This is a genomic window from Curtobacterium sp. 1310 (genome assembly GCF_017834105.1).
In the GTDB taxonomy this organism is placed as follows: Bacteria; Actinomycetota; Actinomycetes; order Actinomycetales; family Microbacteriaceae; genus Curtobacterium.
Map to the genome: position 1 here is coordinate 18,781 of NZ_JAFICY010000003.1, position 16,850 is coordinate 35,630.

The 16,850-nt window shown below is 72.3% G+C and carries 15 protein-coding genes; 9 read left to right on the plus strand and 6 right to left on the minus strand.

All coding sequences use genetic code 11. The annotated features are described in order from the left end of the window. Positions 1-60: 60 nt before the first annotated feature. Together JOD95_RS08330 and JOD95_RS08335 are read left to right on the plus strand one after the other, a co-directional pair. Entirely contained in the window at positions 61-1,545 is a 1,485-nt protein-coding gene (locus JOD95_RS08330) for a cytosine permease (protein ID WP_209684537.1), read from the plus strand. Further along, positions 1,542-2,465, plus strand: a complete 924-nt coding sequence (locus tag JOD95_RS08335; RefSeq protein ID WP_209684538.1) for a PfkB family carbohydrate kinase — start codon at positions 1,542-1,544, stop codon at positions 2,463-2,465. The genes JOD95_RS08330 and JOD95_RS08335 overlap by 4 nt, the downstream gene beginning before the upstream one ends. Positions 2,466-2,788: 323 nt before the next feature. Here the strand turns inward: JOD95_RS08335 and JOD95_RS08340 are convergent, their stop codons facing one another. Beyond that, positions 2,789-3,694 (minus strand): carbohydrate kinase, encoded by a 906-nt coding sequence (locus JOD95_RS08340; RefSeq protein ID WP_066651525.1) that lies wholly within the window; start codon positions 3,692-3,694, stop codon positions 2,789-2,791. Positions 3,695-3,824: 130 nt separating this feature from the next. Here JOD95_RS08340 and JOD95_RS08345 point away from each other — a divergent pair, with 130 nt between their 5' ends. After that, complete coding sequence (locus JOD95_RS08345; protein ID WP_066651524.1) at positions 3,825-4,244, plus strand: BLUF domain-containing protein; 420 nt, start codon at positions 3,825-3,827, stop codon at positions 4,242-4,244. 81 nt (positions 4,245-4,325) lie between these two features. Next, positions 4,326-5,369: a hypothetical protein gene (locus JOD95_RS08350; protein ID WP_209684540.1), complete on the plus strand. Its 1,044-nt coding sequence runs from the start codon at positions 4,326-4,328 to the stop codon at positions 5,367-5,369. A gap of 96 nt (positions 5,370-5,465) precedes the next feature. On the opposite strand, the gene JOD95_RS08355 is transcribed toward JOD95_RS08350, so the two are convergent. Next, positions 5,466-6,581 carry an N-acetylglucosamine-6-phosphate deacetylase gene (locus JOD95_RS08355; RefSeq protein WP_209684542.1) on the minus strand — a complete coding sequence of 372 codons (1,116 nt, stop codon included), beginning with the start codon at positions 6,579-6,581 and terminating at the stop codon, positions 5,466-5,468. Next, the gene (locus JOD95_RS08360; protein WP_209684544.1) at positions 6,578-7,621 is read right to left on the minus strand and encodes an ROK family protein; all 1,044 of its coding nucleotides are present in this window, start codon (positions 7,619-7,621) and stop codon (positions 6,578-6,580) included. The genes JOD95_RS08355 and JOD95_RS08360 overlap by 4 nt, the downstream gene beginning before the upstream one ends. A gap of 131 nt (positions 7,622-7,752) precedes the next feature. On the opposite strand from JOD95_RS08360, the gene JOD95_RS08365 reads away from it, so the two are divergent. The 5 genes from JOD95_RS08365 (at position 7,753) to JOD95_RS08385 (ending at position 13,267) form a co-directional block, all read left to right on the plus strand. Continuing rightward, a complete protein-coding gene (locus JOD95_RS08365) occupies positions 7,753-8,541 on the plus strand; it encodes a DeoR/GlpR family DNA-binding transcription regulator (protein ID WP_066651516.1) in 789 nt (262 codons plus the stop codon). 203 nt (positions 8,542-8,744) lie between these two features. Continuing rightward, complete coding sequence (locus JOD95_RS08370; protein WP_066651513.1) at positions 8,745-9,983, plus strand: Gfo/Idh/MocA family protein; 1,239 nt, start codon at positions 8,745-8,747, stop codon at positions 9,981-9,983. After that, positions 9,980-11,293 carry a sugar ABC transporter substrate-binding protein gene (locus JOD95_RS08375; protein ID WP_209684545.1) on the plus strand — a complete coding sequence of 438 codons (1,314 nt, stop codon included), beginning with the start codon at positions 9,980-9,982 and terminating at the stop codon, positions 11,291-11,293. Before JOD95_RS08370 ends, JOD95_RS08375 begins: the two co-directional genes overlap by 4 nt. Positions 11,294-11,402: 109 nt before the next feature. Further along, positions 11,403-12,362: a carbohydrate ABC transporter permease gene (locus JOD95_RS08380; protein ID WP_245172020.1), complete on the plus strand. Its 960-nt coding sequence runs from the start codon at positions 11,403-11,405 to the stop codon at positions 12,360-12,362. Next, positions 12,359-13,267, plus strand: coding sequence for a carbohydrate ABC transporter permease (locus JOD95_RS08385; protein WP_245172021.1), 909 nt, complete (start codon positions 12,359-12,361; stop codon positions 13,265-13,267). Before JOD95_RS08380 ends, JOD95_RS08385 begins: the two co-directional genes overlap by 4 nt. A 328-nt stretch (positions 13,268-13,595) precedes the next feature. Here the strand turns inward: JOD95_RS08385 and JOD95_RS08390 are convergent, their stop codons facing one another. Genes JOD95_RS08390 through JOD95_RS08400 form a run of 3 tightly spaced genes read right to left on the minus strand, consistent with a single transcriptional unit; the run spans position 13,596 to position 16,810 of the window. Then, positions 13,596-14,498, minus strand: a complete 903-nt coding sequence (locus JOD95_RS08390; RefSeq protein WP_081984540.1) for a carbohydrate ABC transporter permease — start codon at positions 14,496-14,498, stop codon at positions 13,596-13,598. Continuing rightward, positions 14,495-15,445, minus strand: a complete 951-nt coding sequence (locus JOD95_RS16365) for a carbohydrate ABC transporter permease (protein WP_209684546.1) — start codon at positions 15,443-15,445, stop codon at positions 14,495-14,497. Before JOD95_RS16365 ends, JOD95_RS08390 begins: the two co-directional genes overlap by 4 nt. 9 nt (positions 15,446-15,454) lie before the next feature. Continuing rightward, positions 15,455-16,810 (minus strand): ABC transporter substrate-binding protein, encoded by a 1,356-nt coding sequence (locus JOD95_RS08400; RefSeq protein ID WP_081984538.1) that lies wholly within the window; start codon positions 16,808-16,810, stop codon positions 15,455-15,457. Positions 16,811-16,850 lie beyond the last annotated feature (40 nt).

Genomic DNA, 16,850 nt, shown 5'->3' on the forward strand with positions numbered 1-16,850 from the left:
ACCTCCCCCGCAGCACCCCACCTCCCCCGCAGCACCCTTCCGATGACGTAAGAGGACCCCATGGCCCAGGACACCACCACGCGCTCCGGCGGCACGCTCTCCAGCGGCACGCTGACGAGCGTCGAACAGCGCGGCATCGAGCCCGTGCCCCACGACGAGCGGAACGGCGCCCCCGGGGCCCTGTTCTGGGTCTGGTTCGCCGCGAACATCTCGATCCTCGGGCTCCCCCTCGGTGCGACGCTCGTGGCGTTCCAGGGGCTGACGATCTGGCAGGCGCTCGTCGTCGCGGTGATCGGCGCCGCCGGGTCCTTCGCGGTCGTCGGGGTGATCTCCATCGCCGGACGCCGCGGCGGGGCTCCCAGTCTGACCCTGAGCCGCGCGGTGTTCGGCGTGCGCGGGAACATCGGTCCGACCGCGGTGTCACTGCTCTCCCGCCTCGGGTGGGAGACCGTGAACACGACGACCGCGGCCTTCGTGCTGCTGTCGCTCTTCACGATCCTGTTCGGCACCGACGGCGACGCGAAGGCGAACCCGGTGCTGACGATCGTCGCCATCCTCGTGTTCGTCGTCGCGACCGTGCTCGTCTCCGGGCTCGGCCACGCGTTCATCGTCGCCGTGCAGAAGTGGGCGACGTGGGTGTTCGGCGCCCTCAACGTCTTCGTCGCCGTGTTCCTGGTGCTCCGTGTCGACTGGGACGTCGTCGGGTCGCAGCCCGCGGGCCCGGTCGCCGCGATGGTGATCGGCATCGGCACCATCGCCGCGGGCACCGGCATCGGGTGGGCGACCGCCGGTGCGGACATCGCCCGGTACACGCGCACCTCGGTGAAGGCGGGCGCCCTGATCAGCGCCAGCGCCGCCGGCGCGGGCATCCCCCTCGTGGTCCTGGTCGGTCTCGGCGCCCTCGTCTCCGCCGGCGACCCCACCCTCGCGCAGGCCGGTGACCCGGTCGCGGCGATCCGCGACCTGCTGCCGAGCTGGATGGCGATCCCGTACCTGGTCGCGGCCTTCGGCGGACTGCTGCTGTCGAACCACCTGTCGGTGTACTCGGCGAGCCTCACCACGCTGACCCTCGGCATCAAGGTGCCCCGCGTGTGGGCGGTCGCCGTCGACGTGGTCGTCACGACCCTCGGCGCGATGTACTTCATGCTCGTCGCCGACGGCTTCTACGCGCCCTTCATCACGTTCATCTCGGTGCTCGCGGTGCCGATCACCGCCTGGCTCGGGGTGTTCATCGCCGACATGGCGAAGCGACGCTGGTACGACCCGGCCGCGCTGCTCGACCTCCGCGCCGGAGGCCGCTACTGGTACCGCGGCGGCGTCGCCTGGGGCGCCCTCGCCGCCTGGGTCGTCGCGATCGTCGTCGGCTTCCTCTTCACCTCGGTGCAGGTCGGCGACGCGGACCCCGTGTTCGTCGGAGCACTCTCGGACAGCTGGATCGGCGCGAACGGCCTCGGGTGGATCGTGACGTTCGTCGTCGCCGCCCTCGTGTACCTGCTCACCGGCGGTGCCCGCGGCCAGCTGCACGCTCCCGAGGAGCGCGCGTGAGCCGCCTCGTCTCGGTCGGCAACGTCGTCGTCGACATCGTCATGCGCGTGGACGCGATCCCCGAGCCCGGCGGTGACGTCATCGCCTCGGCGTCGGAGATCACCGCGGGCGGCGGGCTCAACACGATGGTCGCCGCCGTCCGCGACGGCCTGCCCGTGGTGTTCGCCGGGCAGTACGGCACCGGGCCGTTCGGCGACGTCGTCCGGGCGGCGCTCGTCGACTCGGGCGTCGAGGTCCTGCAGCCCGGGCTCGACGACGTCGACAGCGGGTACTGCGTCGCACTCGTCGACGCCTCCACCGAGCGCACCTTCGTGACGAGCGTCGGCGCCGAGGGCCGGCTCGGCCGCGCGGACCTCGACCGCGTCGCGCTCCGGCCGGACGACACGGTCGTCGTCTCCGGCTACGGCCTCGCGCACGCCGTCAACGGTCCGGCCATCGCCGACTGGCTGACGACGGTGCCCGACTCCGTCCGTGTCGTGCTCGACCCGTCACCGCTGGTCGACACGCTGCCCCCGGCGGTGCTCGGCCCCGTCACGGCGCGCGCGGACGTGGTCAGCGCCAACGGCCGGGAGGCACGGCTCATGGCACCGACCGCCGCGGGACTCCCCGAGGCGGTCGCGGCGATCGCCGCGTCCGCCCGCGGCACCGCGCTGGCCCGTGACGGCGCAGCGGGCTGCTGGGTCGCCGAGCCGGGGCGCGCCCCGGTCCTGGTGCCCGGGTTCCCCGTCGACGCGGTGGACTCGAACGGCGCGGGTGACGCCCACGGCGGCGTGCTCGTCGCTGCCCTGGCGCGCGGGCTCTCGCTGGTCGACGCGGTCCGGCGTGCCAATGCCGCGGCGGCACTCGCGGTGACACGGCGGGGGCCGGCGACGGCTCCGACGGCCGCGGAGACCGACGCGTTCCTCGCCGCGCACGCCTGACGGCGGGGGGCCCGGCCGGTGCGCGGCCGTGCGCCCGCGCGGGCCGCAGCGGTCGGCGGTCGGTGGTCGATCGGTCAGCGGTCGCGCGGTCGGTGGTCGGTGGTCGGGCGGTCAGCGGTCACGCGGTCGGTGGTCGGGCGGTCAGCGGGCACGCGGTCGGCCGCCGGTGCGATGTGCTCGCGCACAACCGGGAGCACCTCGCGCCACGTCGATCCGCGGCGCCACGTGCTCCCCGTTGTGCGGGCGACGCGAGGCTCACCCGTGGCGAGCACCGGTCGCTGCCCCGTACGTCCGGTCCGGGCGTGCGGCAGGGCGACGAGCGGTCAGGCGCCCAGGACCCCGGCGGCGTCCGTGTCGAGCTCGGCCCGGACGGGTGGGTCCGCGCCCGGGCGGGACACCGTGACGGCGGCACAGGCCAGCGCGAGCGACGCCAGGCGTCCGAGCTCGTCGGTGTCGAGGCCGGTGGGCGCGGATCCCCGTGCGAGCACGCCGGCGAGCAGCCCCGCCATGAACGAGTCACCCGCGCCGATCGTGTCCGCGACCTCGACGCGCGGCGCCGGCACGGTGGTCCGCGCGCGGGCGGACGCCATCGCGCAGCCCGACCCGCCGAGCGTCACCGCGGCGAGCGCCGCCCCGTGCGCCAGCAGCCCGTCGAGGACCTGGTCGACGCTGCGGTCCGGCCAGAGCCACGCGGCGTCCTCGTCGCTGAGCTTGATCACGTCGGCCTCGGCGAACAGCGGTTCGAGGGTGGCGAGCACGGCATCCCGGTCGGGCGTGATCGACGGACGGACGTTCGGGTCGAGGGAGACGAGGGCGTCCGTCGGGCGGGTACGGAGCGCCTCGAGCACGGTCCGTGCGCCCGGCTCCAGCACGGCACCGATGGAGCCGACGTGCACGAGCGGCGTGCCGACCGGCACCTGCACCGGGTCGAGGCGCCAGTCGAGGTCGAACTCGTAGGACGCACCGCCGTCGTCGCCGATCGTCGCGACGGCGGTGGAGGTGCGCTCGATCGCGGTCGCGTCGACCTCGACGTCGCTCGCGCCGACGTGCGCCCGGATCGAACCGCCGTGGTCGTCGTCGCCGAGCGCGCACACGAGCCGTGCGGCCCGGCCGAGGCGAGCGAGGCCGACGGCGACGTTCATCGGGCTCCCGCCCGGGTGCTCGACGCGCCCATCGGGGCGGTCGACCACGTCGACCAGGGCTTCTCCGATGACGATGACGGGGTCCATGGCACCAGCCTCCCAGAGCCGACGGCCGTGCGACGTCGGCCTGGCCGCTCGTCCCCCCGGTGGTCCGTGGACGCACGGGTGCCGCGGAGTTGACTGACGGACCCGGCACGACCGCCACCAAGGAGCCCCGATGCTGTCCCTCATCTACTCGAGTGTCGCCACCCGATCCCTCGACGACGACGACCTCGCCGGCCTGCTCGCGCAGAGTCGGCGGGCGAACGCGGAGAACGACATCACCGGCGTCCTGCTCTTCCGGAACGGCTACTTCCTGCAGCTGCTCGAGGGTCCGGACCAGGCGGTCCGCGCGAAGATGGCGACGATCAAGCACGACGACCGGCACACCAAGGTCACGGTGCTCACCGAGGAGCTCATCGAGGAGCGGCAGTTCCCGGAGTGGACGATGGGCTACCCGGCCGAGGACACCGACGTCGAGCAGGCCCCGGGCTACCGGACGACCTTCGACGACCTCGACGCCGCGGACGGCACGCAGATCAGCTCGCTGCCGGCGCTCCGCGAGCTGATCCGCTGGTTCCGACCCTCGCCCCGCTGACGACCCGGCCCGACCGCGACGGCACGCGGCGTGCGAGGATCGGCTCGGTCGGACAGGGGGTCCGACGGACGGGGGCACAGCGTGGGCGACACGACCAGCGAGCAGACCAGGACGCACCCCTGGGTGCACGTGCTCGGCGCGACGGCGATCGGCGTCGGCGCCGCACACCTCGCGCGCGCGGCCGCCCTCCTCACGTTCTTCGTCGGCGTACCCGGCCTCGTGGCACTGCTGGTCCACACGGTCGTGGCGTGCGGAGCACTCGGCGGTCTGGCGGTCCTCGCCACCCGGCGTCGCCGGACGGCGTGGCTCGGTGCTGCGGGCCTCGTCCTCGTCCCCGCGGTCCTCGTCGCGGCGCTGCTGCCCGCTGCCTTCGCCGGCCCCGAGCCGACGTTCCCGCTCCTCGCGTCCACGCCCACGCCGTACCTGGTGGGCGCGGTCGTCGCCGCGGTCCCGGCGATGCTCGTGCACCGCGGAGTCCTGCGGAAGCTCGGCGCCGTCCTGGGGACGGGCGCCGCGGTCGCGGTCGTCGCGGTGGTCGTCGCGGTCGGCGTCCGCGTCCACGGGAGCGACGTGCAACGGGACGAGCAGGCCATCGCGCGGGCGCAGGTCGCCATCGGCGCGGACTTCCGGCCCGTCACGATCTCCCCCGACGGGTACGGCTCCGTGTACGAGGCGAACATCGAGCAGCGGCTACCGGGGTTCCTGCAGGTGTTCTCCTCGCCTGCCGAGGAGGCGCACGCACCCGGCGACGCGTCGGGATCCGACCTGACGGTCGTCACACTCGCCGCGACGACCCCGCCGTGCGGCCGACCGATCGAGGGCGTCGCCCCCGGGGGCGGTTCCGAGGCGGAGACGTCGTGCGACGAGGACGGCGGGGTCGTGCGGCGGACGAGCGAACACGGCCACGAGGTCGCCGCGGTCGTGGGCGACACGCTCGTGGCCGTCAGCGCCCTGCCGGAGGTCGACGACAGCCTGCTCGAGGCTGCCGTGCGCTCCGCGGAACCCATCGACGACGAGGCGTACCGGCACGTGCTGCTCGGTGACGGCGACGAGTACACCGACGAGCTCGACGGCAACCGGTGTCCGGTCGTCGGCGCGGCGTGCGGCCCGCCGGCACGTCGCTGATCCGGACGGGAGGCGCGTGTCGGGCCGGCACCGCGCCTCCCGTCCGGCGGCGCCGGCTCCGTGACACGGGCCGCCCGGGCGGGCGGCCGCGCTCGGTCAGGCGGCCGGTCCGAGCGGCAGCGGGTGGATCCGCCCGTCGGGTCCGATCACCACGAGGTCGGCGGCGGATCCGACGCTGAGCGGCGGACGCAGACCGAGCACCGACGCCGCCCGTGCGGAGGACGCGTGCACCGCCGCCGGCAGCCGGTCCGGACGACCGTCGACGAAGCGAGCGACGGCGTCCGCCACCGTGATCGTGCTCCCCGCCAGTGACGAGCCGTCCGCGAGCCGGGCGACTCCGTCGGAGACGACGACCTCCGAGCCGGCGATCCGGTAGCTGCCGTCGGGGCAGCCGGTCGCGGCCATGGCGTCCGAGACGAGCACGAGGCGGTCACCCGCGGCTCCGCGCACGACGTCGACGGTGACCGGGTCGAGGTGGTGGCCGTCCACGATGCACTCCACGGTGAGACGCTCGTCCGACAGCGCGACGCCGACCGGGCCGGGCGCACGGTGGTGCAGCGGCGGCATCCCGTTGAACAGGTGCGTGACGAGGGTCGCACCGGCGTCCACCGCCGCCCGGACCTGGCCGCCGTCGGCGTCGGTGTGCCCGATCGCGACGACGGTACCCGACGCCACCAGTCGCCGGACCGCGTCGAGCGCACCCGGGAGCTCGGGCGCGAGGGTGACGATCCGGAGCGCCGCACCGCCGGCGTCCACGAACAGGTCGACCTCGTCGGGGGTCGGCGGGTGCAGCAGCTGCGCGGCGTGCGCACCCCGGCGGGCGGGTGCGAGCCAGGGCCCCTCGAGGTGCAGTCCGGCGAGCGTGCCGTCGTCGACGAGCGGTCGCAGGCGGTGCAGGGCGGCGACCGTGTCCGGGACCGTGCCCGTCGCGATCGACGCCACCAGGCGGGTGGTCCCCCGCGCGGCGTGGTGGTCGGCGGCCGCCCGCGCCTCGGCGACCGAGCACGAGGCGAAGTCGTGCCCGAGGGCACCGTGCGCGTGCAGGTCGACGAAGGCCGGCAGGACGGTGCCCGGCGCCTCGACCACACGGTCGTGCACCGGTGCCGCACCGGTGCCGACCGCGGCGACCCGGCCGTCCTCGACGGCGAGCCACGCCTCCGACAGGTCGACCGCGGCGGTGACGATCCGTGGGGCGCGGACGAGGACGGTCACGCGGTCACCGCCACGTCCGGCACCGACCCGGCACGCACCGACGCGGCACGCGCGGAGCCGGCCTGCGCCGAGCCGGCTCGGGCCTGGCGGGCGAGCAGCACCGCACCGATGGCGCCGGCCGCATCGCCGTGGCGCGCCCCCACGAGTTCGGGCAGTCGGACCCCGGCGAGGCGGTCCGCGACGGCGGCGCGCAGCGGGTCGAACAGCAGCGGCCCGGACTGCGCCAGCCCGCCGCCGACGATCAGGGTGTGGCACCCCGCGACGGCCGTCAGCCAGGCCAGGGTGTCGGCGAGCACGTCGACGCAGTCGTCCCACGCCCGTCGGGCGACCGGGTCCCCGTCGAGCACCCGGAGCATCGCGTCGTGGGCGCTCGGAGCACCACTGCGGCGTGCGACGGCGCCGGCCGAGGCGACCTCCTCGACCCGGAGGCCCGCGTGCGCGCCGTCCCGGATCCGGACCTGGCCGACCTCCCCGGCCCACCCGCCGCCCGGCACGACCCGGCCGTCGACGACCAGGGCACTCGCCAGGCCGGTCCCCACGGGGACGAAGGCGACGGTGCCACGGCCGAGCGCGGCGAGGGTGTCGGTGTCGGTGTCGGTGTCGGTGGCGAGCGGACCGCCCGGGGCCGCTCCCGGACCGGCGGCCCGGACCTCGGCGAGCGCTCCGGCACGGACGTCGTGGCCGAAGGCGAGCGGGACGGCGTCCACGCCCGCCGCGCGCAGGGCGTCGTCGACCCGTGCCCGGACCGGAACGTCCCGCCAGCCGAGGTTCACGGAGAGCACCGATCGGCCGGCGTCCTCGTCGACGACCCCGGGGACGACCAGACCGATCGCCCCGAGGTCCGTCCCCCGTCGCCGGGCGACCGTCCGTGCCCGCTGTCCCAGCGTCGCGACGAGCTCGGCCAGCGCGGTGGCCTGCGGGTCCTCTCGGGGCGTCGGGACACGCTGCTCCTCGAGCACCCGCCCGTCGTTTGCGACCAGGCGCACCTTGATGCTCGTGCCCCCGACGTCGATGCCGAGCGCTGCACCGTTCGCGGTCATCGCGAGCCCTCCGGTCGTGCCGATCGGGACTGATCGGACGCCGACAGCCTGCCGACCGATCGTGATCGGTGCAAACAACGCGCATCATTTCCGCTCACATCGCGCAGCGAACACGCCCGTAGGATGACGCCATGACCCCGCAGCAGAGGCTCAACGCGCTCCTCGAGCTCGTGAGCGACCGCGGGAACGTCTCCATCGCCGAGATCGGCGAGGCGCTCGGCATCTCCGCGGCGACCGCCCGGCGTGACCTCACGACCCTGGCGGACCAGCGGCTCGTCACGCGCACCCACGGTGGGGCCGCAGCGCTGGGCGCGGGGTACGAGCTGCCGCTGCAGTACAAGATCGCCCGGCAGGCCGAGGCGAAGACCGCCATCGCCCGGGCGACCGCCGCGCTCGTCTCCCCGGGGGACACCGTTGGCCTGAACGGCGGGACGACGACGACCGAGGTCGCGCGGGAGCTCGGCAAGTCCGAGCGCTTCATCCGCGCCGACGGCGAGTGCGGCATCACCATCGTCACCAACGCCCTGAACATCGGCTACGAGCTGTCGATCCGCGCCAACGTCAAGATCGTCGTGACGGGCGGTGTGGCACGGCGGCAGTCGTACGAGCTCATCGGCCCGACGGTCCGCGACACCCTCGACGGGTTCGCGCTCGACGTCGTCGTGCTGGGGGTCGACGGGCTGTCCGGCCAGTACGGCGCCACGACCATGCACGAGGGCGAGGCCGAGGTGAGCCGGCACTTCGCGTCGGTCGGACGGCGGATCATCGTGGTCGCCGACTCGACGAAGATCGAGCGCTCCACCTTCGCGCGCATCTGCCCGCTCGACCGCATCGACGTGCTCGTCACGGACCAGGCGGTGCCGGCGTCGTTCGCCGCAGACCTGGCGTCCGCCGGCGTGGAACTCGTCGTCGCGAGCTGACGCCCCGCGGTCCAGGTCACCCCGGATCCGCCCGTCGTCGGCTGCGCAGCCGCAGTCGGCCGGCGCCGTCCCGTGCCGTCGTCGTGACGTTGCCGACATGTAACAACCTCGGATGCACGCTTCCGTGATCGAGCCGTGCGTGCTTATTGTGCACTCATGATCGATTTGGCATCATTGCCGTCACATTCACGCAAGGGAGCGAGATGACCACCACGAGCACACGCCTGCTCCGGGTCGGCGTCGTCGGCATCGGCCAGCGGTCGGCCATCGCCGACCACGTGGCCGCTGCGGGGCTGGACGCCGACGGCGTGGACGCCCGGATCACGGCCGCCGCCGACACCACGGAGGGCGGCCGGACACGTGCCGCCGCGCACTGGCCGGAGGCCGAGGTGGTCGCCGACCACCGGGCACTGATCGGCTCGGACGGCGTGCCGAACCTCGTGGACGCGGCGATCGTCACCACCCCGGACTGGACCCACGCCGAGATCGCGATCGACCTGCTCCGTGCCGGCATCGCCGTCTACCTCGAGAAGCCCCTGGCGATCACGGTCGAGGACGCCGACGCCGTCCTGAACACCGCCGCCGAGACCGGGACGCCCCTGTACGTCGGCCACAACTTCCGGCACGCCGCCGTCGTCCGACTCATGCGCGAGGTGATCGCCCGCGGTGAGATCGGCGAGGTCAAGGCGGTGTGGGTCCGCCACTTCGTCGGCAACGGCGGCGACTACTACTTCAAGGACTGGCACGCCGACCGCAGCCGCGTGAACTCCCTCCTGCTGCAGAAGGCGAGCCACGACCTCGACGTCGTGCACGCCCTCGCCGGTGCGTACACGAGCCGGGTCGTCGGGATGGGGTCGCTCTCCGTGTACGGCGACGTCACCGACCGGCGGGACCGCAGCGACGAGCTCATGACCGACTGGTTCTCGTTCGACAACTGGCCGCCCGCCGAGCAGACCGGCCTGAACCCCGTCGTCGACGTGGAGGACGTCTCGATGGTGATGATGACGCTCGACAACGGCGTGCAGGCGAGCTACGAGCAGTGCCACTTCACGCCCGACTACTGGCGCAACTACACGGTGATCGGCACCCACGGACGGCTCGAGAACGTCGGCGACACCGGCGGTGGTGTCGTCAAGGTGTGGACCCACCGCCGCAACTGGGACGTCACCGGTGACGTCGAGTACCCCGTCGACGGCGTCGAGGACGGTCACGCCGACGCCGACCTCCTCACGATGACGGAGTTCCTCCGCTCGGTGGCCCTCGGCGAGCCGACGACGCTGTCCCCGATCGCGGCGCGCATGGCGGTCGCCGCCGGCGCACTCGCCACCCGCTCGCTCCGCAACGGCTCCGTCCCGCTCGACGTGCCGCCCCTCCCCGATGCCACGATCCGTCACTTCTCGGCCGCCGGCCGCGACGACCTCTCCGGAAGGAACACCCGATGACCCTCCCCTCCCCCCGTCACGGCCGCGGTCGCCGCCGCGCCCTGCTCGGTCTCGCTGCCGCGGTCAGCGCCGTCGCGCTCCTCGCCGGGTGCAGCAGCGCCTCGTCCGCCGGCTCCGACTCCGGGAAGGGCACCGTCGCGAAGGACACGAAGGCCGACCTGACGTACGCCGTGTGGGACCAGAACCAGGTCGACGCGATCAAGGCGAACATCAAGGGCTTCAACGAGGAGTACCCGGACATCACCGTCAACGTCGACGTCACGCCGTACGCCAACTACTTCACGAAGCTGCAGACGCAGGGCTCCAGCAACACGCTGCCCGACCTGTTCTGGATGAACGGCCCGAACTTCCAGCTCTACGCGGGCAACGGCAAGCTCGCGCCGATCACCGGCGCGGTGGAGTCGGGCGCGATCGACCCGTCGAAGTACTCGAAGGCGCTCGACGACCTGTACACCTACGACGGGGAGCAGTACGGCGTGCCGAAGGACTTCGACACGATCGGCGTCTGGGTGAACAAGGCCCTGTTCGAGCAGGCCGGCGTCGCGATGCCGTCGAAGGACTGGACGTGGCAGGACTTCCAGGACACCGCCGCCGAACTGTCGCAGAAGCTGCAGGGCGACGGCGCGTACGGCGCCGCCGGCGGCATGGACGGACAGACCACCTACTACGACACGATCTTCCAGGCCGGCGGATCCGTCGTCGACGACGGGAAGTCGGAGTACGACACGAAGGCCGCGCAGGAGGGCATCCGCTTCTGGACCGACCTGATCGACTCGGGCGCCTCGCCGACGATCAAGCAACTGACCGACACCACGGCGGACCAGTGGTTCACCTCGGGCAAGCTCGCGATGTACCAGGGCGGCAGCTGGTTCCGGTCGGCGCTGATCGGCACCGACATGGAGCAGGACGTCGTCGTCTACCCGCTGCCGAAGGGCAAGGAGCAGGCGACCGTCATCCACGGCGTCTCGAACGTCGTCGCCGAGGGGTCGAAGGACAAGGCCGCCGCCCAGGCACTGCAGGCGTACCTGGCGAGCAAGCCGGCACAGCAGCAGCAGGGCGACATGGGCGCGGTCATCCCGGCGTACGAGGGCACGCAGGACGCCTTCACGAAGACCATGCCCGACGCGGACCTGCAGGTCTTCCTCGACGCGGTCGACTACGCGAAGCCGCTGCCGGTGTCGAAGAACACCGCCGCGTGGAACACCCTCGAGACGAACCTGCTGCCGAGCGCCTTCGACGGCTCCGAGCCGGTCGACCAGGTGACGGAGAAGCTCGCCCAGGAGATGGACGCAGCACTCGCGAAGGAGTGACGACGAGCCGGTCGGTCGGGCCCGCGCCCGGCCGGCCGGCTCCGTCCCGTCCGCCCATCCGCACCGCACGGACCACCCGATCCGACCGCCCTGGCCGAGGAGCGACCTGATGACGATCAACACCCAGCAACCGGACGCCACACAGGTGTCCGCACCGCCCGACACCAGTCCCGACGGCCCCTCGCGACCGTCGCGGGCACCACGCACCGACGGCATCTGGCCGTGGTTGTTCGTGCTCCCGCTGCTCATCGGCGTCGGGACGTTCTTCATCTGGCCGATCCTGCAGACGTTCTGGTACTCGTTCACGAGCTGGGGCGTGTTCGGCGGCGCCACCTTCACGGGCCTCGCGAACTACGGGCGCCTGCTGACCGACCCGCAGCTGTACCAGTCGCTGGTCAACACGATCGTCTACACGGTGATCGTCCTGCTCGGCATCCCGATCGCGGTCTGGCTCGCGAGCCTGCTGAACACGCCGGGCCTGCGCTTCGCACAGTTCTACCGCGTGCTGTTCTTCCTGCCCTACGTCGCGATGCCCGCCGCGATCGCCCTGGTGTGGCGCATCATGTACAACGGCGACTTCGGCATCGTGAACTGGTTCCTCGGACTGGTCGGCATCGACGGCCCGTACTGGATCTCCACCCCGGGCTTCGCGCTCGTCGCGGTGTCCCTCGTCGGCCTGTGGTCGTCGCTCGGCTTCTCGATGATCATCCTCGGTGCCGGGCTCAAGGACATCCCACCCGAGCTGTACGAGGCCGCAGAGCTGGACGGCGCGAGTCGCTGGCGCCAGTTCCACGCGCTCACCGTGCCGCTGCTGACCCCGAGCATCTTCTTCGTGCTCGTCGTCACCACGATCTCGAGCTTCCAGCTGTTCGATCTGCTCTACGCGATCCTCGGCTCCACCAACCCGGTCATCCCGAAGACGATGTCCCTCGTCTTCTACTTCTACAACGCCGGGTTCATCGACAACGACAAGGGCTTCGCGGCTGCCATCGCGATGGTGATCTTCGTGCTCATCGGCATCATCACCGTCGTGCAGTTCCGGGTCCAGCGGAAGTGGGTCCAGTCATGACCGGCATCATCGAAGCGCGCGGCAGCAAGGTCGCGGCGGCCACGAGGGCGGCGAGCCGCAGCCGGGCGCAGACGACGACGCGTCCGGGGCGCCGCGGGGGCAGCCACTGGTGGATCCACGTGGTGCTCGGCATCGGTGGGTTCGTCATGGCGTTCCCGTTCCTGTGGCAGATCGTCATGGCGCTGTCCACGAACGCGCAGGTGACCTCGCCGACGCCGACCTTCTGGCCCGGTGAGCTGCAGTGGAGCAACTTCGCCCGGGTGTTCGAACGGCTCCCCTTCCTCGACCAGCTCGCGACCTCGATCTGGGTGACCCTGATCCGCACCCTGGCGCAGATCGTGCTGTGCACCCTGGCCGGGTACGCGTTCGCCCGCATGCGGTTCCGCGGCCGCGCGGTCATCCTCGGGATCGTGCTGTCGATCCTGCTGGTGCCGTCGCAGGTCTACCTGATCTCGCAGTACCAGATCGTCCAGGGCCTCGGGTGGCTGGACAGCCTGGCCGGCATCGTCGCACCGGGCCTGTTCAGCGCCTTCGGCACGTTCCTGATGCGGACCGCGTTCCTCAACATGCCCGCGGAGCTCGAGGAGGCGGCACGCATGGACGGGGCCAACCCGTTCCAGACCTTCTGGCGGATCATGCTGCCGCTCGCGCGCCCGTCGATCAGCGTGCTCGCGATCACGACCGTGCTCTGGTCGTGGAACGAGCTGCTCTGGCCGCTGGTGGTCTCCACCCGGGCCGAGGACATGCCGCTCGCCGCCGGGCTCGCGACCCTGTCCAGCGACCGGACCATCGACTACCCCCTGCTCATGGCGGCGAGCCTGATGGCGATGGCCCCGGTGCTGATCCTGTTCATCGTGCTGCAGCGGCGGGTGATCGACGGACTCGCGTCCTCCGGCCTGAAGTGAGCGGTGGCCGACACGGCCACCGGACGGAGCGCCCCTCGGGATCCGAGGGGCGCTCCGTCGTGGTCGCTGCGGCCGCGTGGACGGCCGATGTACCCGGACGGGAGGCACGGTACCGGCCCGCCCCGCGGCTCCGGTCCGTCCGTGCGCACGACGGGAGGCGTGGTACCGAGCCGACCCGCGCCTCCCGGCCGGCAGTCCGCGCCCAGCCGGCGGCTCGGTTCCGGGCGGACCCGCGCCTCCCGGCCGGCAGCCGTGCCTGCGGACCGCCCGCACGGACGACGGGAGGCACGGTGCCCGTGAGCACCGTGCCTCCCGTCGTCCGTGCTGCTCAGCCCTTCAGACCGGCCGAGGCCATCGTCGCGACGAACTGCTTCTGCGCCACCAGGAAGAGCAGGATCAGCGGCAGCGTGGCGACCACGTTCCCCGCCATCAGCAGCGACCAGTCGGTCCGCCGCGCCCCCTGGAAGTTCGTCAGACCGAGCTGCAGCGTGAACGAGTCGGCGTCGTTGATCGCCACGAGCGGCCAGACCAGGTCGTTCCACGACCCGAGCAGCGTGAAGATCGCGAGCGTCGCCAACGCGGGACGGGCGAGCGGCAGCACGATCCGGAAGAACACCTGCAGGCGGGTGCACCCGTCGATCTGGCCGGCCTCCTCGAGCTCGGCGGGCAGGGACAGGAAGAACTGCCGCATCAGGAAGATGCCGAAGGCCGAGGCGAGCCAGGGCACGATCGCGGCACCGAGGCTGTCCACGAGGTGCAACCGGGCGAACATGACGTAGGTCGGGATCATGAGCAGCTGCGACGGGATCATGATCGTCGCGAGGATCGCCAGGAACCCGAACGTCCGCCCCGGGAACCGCAGGCGCGCGAACCCGTACCCGGCCAGCGAGCACAGGACGAGGTGCGAGACGATCGCCGACGCCGACACGATGACCGTGTTGAGGAGCCAGTGCAGGATGTCCGACTCGGCGAACAGGCGCGTGTAGCCCGACAGCGTGAACTGCGTCGGGAGGAACGACGGCGGGAACTTGTTGATCTCCGAGGCCGGTTCGAGCGACGTCATGAACATCTCGACGAACGGCAGCAGGAAGAGGAGCGCCACCGGTGCGAGCAGGAGGTGCCACGGGCTGAACGGCAGGCGACGTCGACGACGGGGTGTGGTGCGCTCCGCCGGTGTCGCGACGGCGTCCGGCCGGTTCGGGGTCTCGAGTACTCGGGTCTCGACGGTCATCGTGACGCGTTCCTTCCGGCTCGGCGCTGCACGAGCGTGACGATCACGGTCGCGGTGAGGGTGACGAAGAACATGCCGTAGGCGATGGCGGACCCGTAGCCGAACTGCAGGTTCTGGAAGGCCGTCTTCCACAGGTAGTAGACGATCGTCTGGGTCGCGTCGAGCGGTCCGCCTCGGGTGGTGGCGTAGACGAGGTCGAAGAGCTGCACGGCCTGCAGGGTCTGGTAGATCCCGACGAACGCGGTGACGGGCGCCAGCTGCGGCCACACCACGCGCCAGAACGTCTGCCAGTTGTTCGCGCCGTCGATCCGGGCCGCCTCGAGCACGTCACCGGGGACGTCCTGCAGGGCGGCGAGGTAGATGACGGTCGTGAACGCCGCCTGCCCCCACAGGGACATGATGACGATCACGACCATCGCCTCGGCGCGGTCCTCGAGCCAGCCCTGCGGCGGGACGTGCAGCACGCGCAGCACGTTGTTGACGATGCCGAACTGCGGGCTGAACAGGTAGGTGGCCAGGATGCCCGTCGCCGCGGCCGAGGCCACGAACGGCACGAAGATCGCCGTGCGGTACAGCCCGATGAACCGGATGCGCCGGTTCAGCGCGACGGCCAGGGCGAGCCCGAGCAGCAGGGACGCGGGGACGAACAGGACCGTGTACAGCAGGGTGTGCACGGCGGCCGCGAGCGCGCTCGCGTCGGTGGCCAGGTCCTGGTAGTTCTCGATGCCGGCGAAGGACGGCGGGCTGAAGCCGTCCCAGCGCTGGAAGGAGAGGACGAGCGCCCAGACCCCGGGGAAGATCGTGAGGCCGAGGACGACCGCCAGGGCCGGGGCGACGAAGCCCCAGCCGGCGAGGCCCTCGCGGGCGGCGGCCGATCGACGTCGGCGCGGTGGCCGCGGCGGCGCGGTGTCGGTGGTCGGACGGGTGCGGAGTGCGGGAGTGGTCACGGGGGCCTCCTAGCCCTGACGGAGTGCCTTGTCGGCGGCGACGGTCGCCTGCCGGAGTGCCTCGGCCGGTTCGCCCTCGCCCTGCAGCACGCGGGACACCGCGTTGCCGAACGCCTCGGACAGGCCGTTGTAGCCGGGCAGGGTCGGGCGGACCTGCTTCGCGTCGGCGGAGTTCGCCTGGATCACGTCGAGTCCGGGCAGGGCGTCGACCTGCTTGCGGAACGCCTCGCTGTCGGCCTCGCTCGAGCGCAGCGGCAGGTTGCCGACGGCGACGTTGAACCGCTCGTCCTGCTCGGGTGAGGTCAGCCACTTCGTGAAGTCCTTCGCCCAGTACGCGCGGTTCACGTCGTGGTTGTCGAAGAGGGTCCAGAGGTCCGGCCCGGACACCGTCTGGTGGTCACCGTCGGTGCCGGGGAGCCGCACCACGCCGTACGAAGTGCCGGCCGTCTGCAGGGCGGAGAGCTCCCACGGACCGGAGGTGATCATGCCGACGCGGTCGCTCTCGAACAGCTGGGCGAACTTCGTGTCCGTCTGGTCGAGATACACGCTGCGGTCGGTCACGGCCATGGACCGCATGAACTCCAGGGCCTCGACGCCGGCCTCCGAGTCGAACGCCGCGTGCTCGCCGTCCTCGGACAGGATCGAACCGCCGTTCTGCCAGAGGTGCGGCCACATCTGCCACGTGGTCTCCTCGCTGCCCGAGACCGAGTAGCCGTAGCCGAAGGTCTGGCTGTCCCGGTCCGTCAACGCCTTCGCGGCGCGACGGAAGTCCGACCAGTCCCAGTCCGCCGTCGGGTACGGCTCGCCGGCGGCGTCGAAGACGGTCTTGTTGTAGAAGAGCGAGATGTTGTCGACGACCGCGGGGAAGCCGATCACCTTCCGCCCGGTCGGCTGCGCGGTGCCGCGAGCCGCCGGGGAGAACTCGTCCCAGTGCGTGTCCGGGTCCTCCGCCTCGGCGCGCAGGTCGAGCGTCCGCCCGGAACGCTCGAGCTGGCTCGCCCACGACCCGAAGGTGTACGAGATGTCGGGTGAGTCGTTCCCGGCGAACGACGCCGCGAGCTTCTGGAGCAGTTCGTCGGTCGACGAGGCCCCGGAGGACATGTCGATCGTCACGTTCGGGTGCTCGTCCTCGTACTCGTCGACGAGCTCCTGCAGGAGCTTCGCCGCCTCGTCGCTCTGGCCCGACCACATGGTCAGGTGGACCGGTGCCGTGGTGTCGAGCTCGGTGGCACCCTGCGGTGCGCAGCCGGTGAGGACCGTCGCGGCGACCGCGATCGCGACGGCGAGCGCGCCGCGTCCGGTGCGGCGGCGGGCGGTGCGTGTGCTGCTGCTGGTGCGTGTGCTGCTGCTGGTGGTGCGTGTCACTGCGGACTCCTTCGTCGTCAGTGGTGCGTCGGCCGGCGAG

What these genes read in the sequence shown, in the direction of transcription:
- JOD95_RS08330 (WP_209684537.1), top strand. Translation starts at nt 61, where the DNA reads ATGGCCCAGGACACCACCACGCGCTCCGGCGGCACGCTCTCCAGCGGC.
- JOD95_RS08340 (WP_066651525.1), bottom strand. Translation starts at nt 3,694, where the DNA reads ATGGACCCCGTCATCGTCATCGGAGAAGCCCTGGTCGACGTGGTCGAC.
- JOD95_RS08345 (WP_066651524.1), top strand. Translation starts at nt 3,825, where the DNA reads ATGCTGTCCCTCATCTACTCGAGTGTCGCCACCCGATCCCTCGACGAC.
- JOD95_RS08360 (WP_209684544.1), bottom strand. Translation starts at nt 7,621, where the DNA reads ATGACCGCGAACGGTGCAGCGCTCGGCATCGACGTCGGGGGCACGAGC.
- JOD95_RS08365 (WP_066651516.1), top strand. Translation starts at nt 7,753, where the DNA reads ATGACCCCGCAGCAGAGGCTCAACGCGCTCCTCGAGCTCGTGAGCGAC.
- JOD95_RS08370 (WP_066651513.1), top strand. Translation starts at nt 8,745, where the DNA reads ATGACCACCACGAGCACACGCCTGCTCCGGGTCGGCGTCGTCGGCATC.
- JOD95_RS08375 (WP_209684545.1), top strand. Translation starts at nt 9,980, where the DNA reads ATGACCCTCCCCTCCCCCCGTCACGGCCGCGGTCGCCGCCGCGCCCTG.
- JOD95_RS08380 (WP_245172020.1), top strand. Translation starts at nt 11,403, where the DNA reads ATGACGATCAACACCCAGCAACCGGACGCCACACAGGTGTCCGCACCG.
- JOD95_RS08385 (WP_245172021.1), top strand. Translation starts at nt 12,359, where the DNA reads ATGACCGGCATCATCGAAGCGCGCGGCAGCAAGGTCGCGGCGGCCACG.
- JOD95_RS08390 (WP_081984540.1), bottom strand. Translation starts at nt 14,498, where the DNA reads ATGACCGTCGAGACCCGAGTACTCGAGACCCCGAACCGGCCGGACGCC.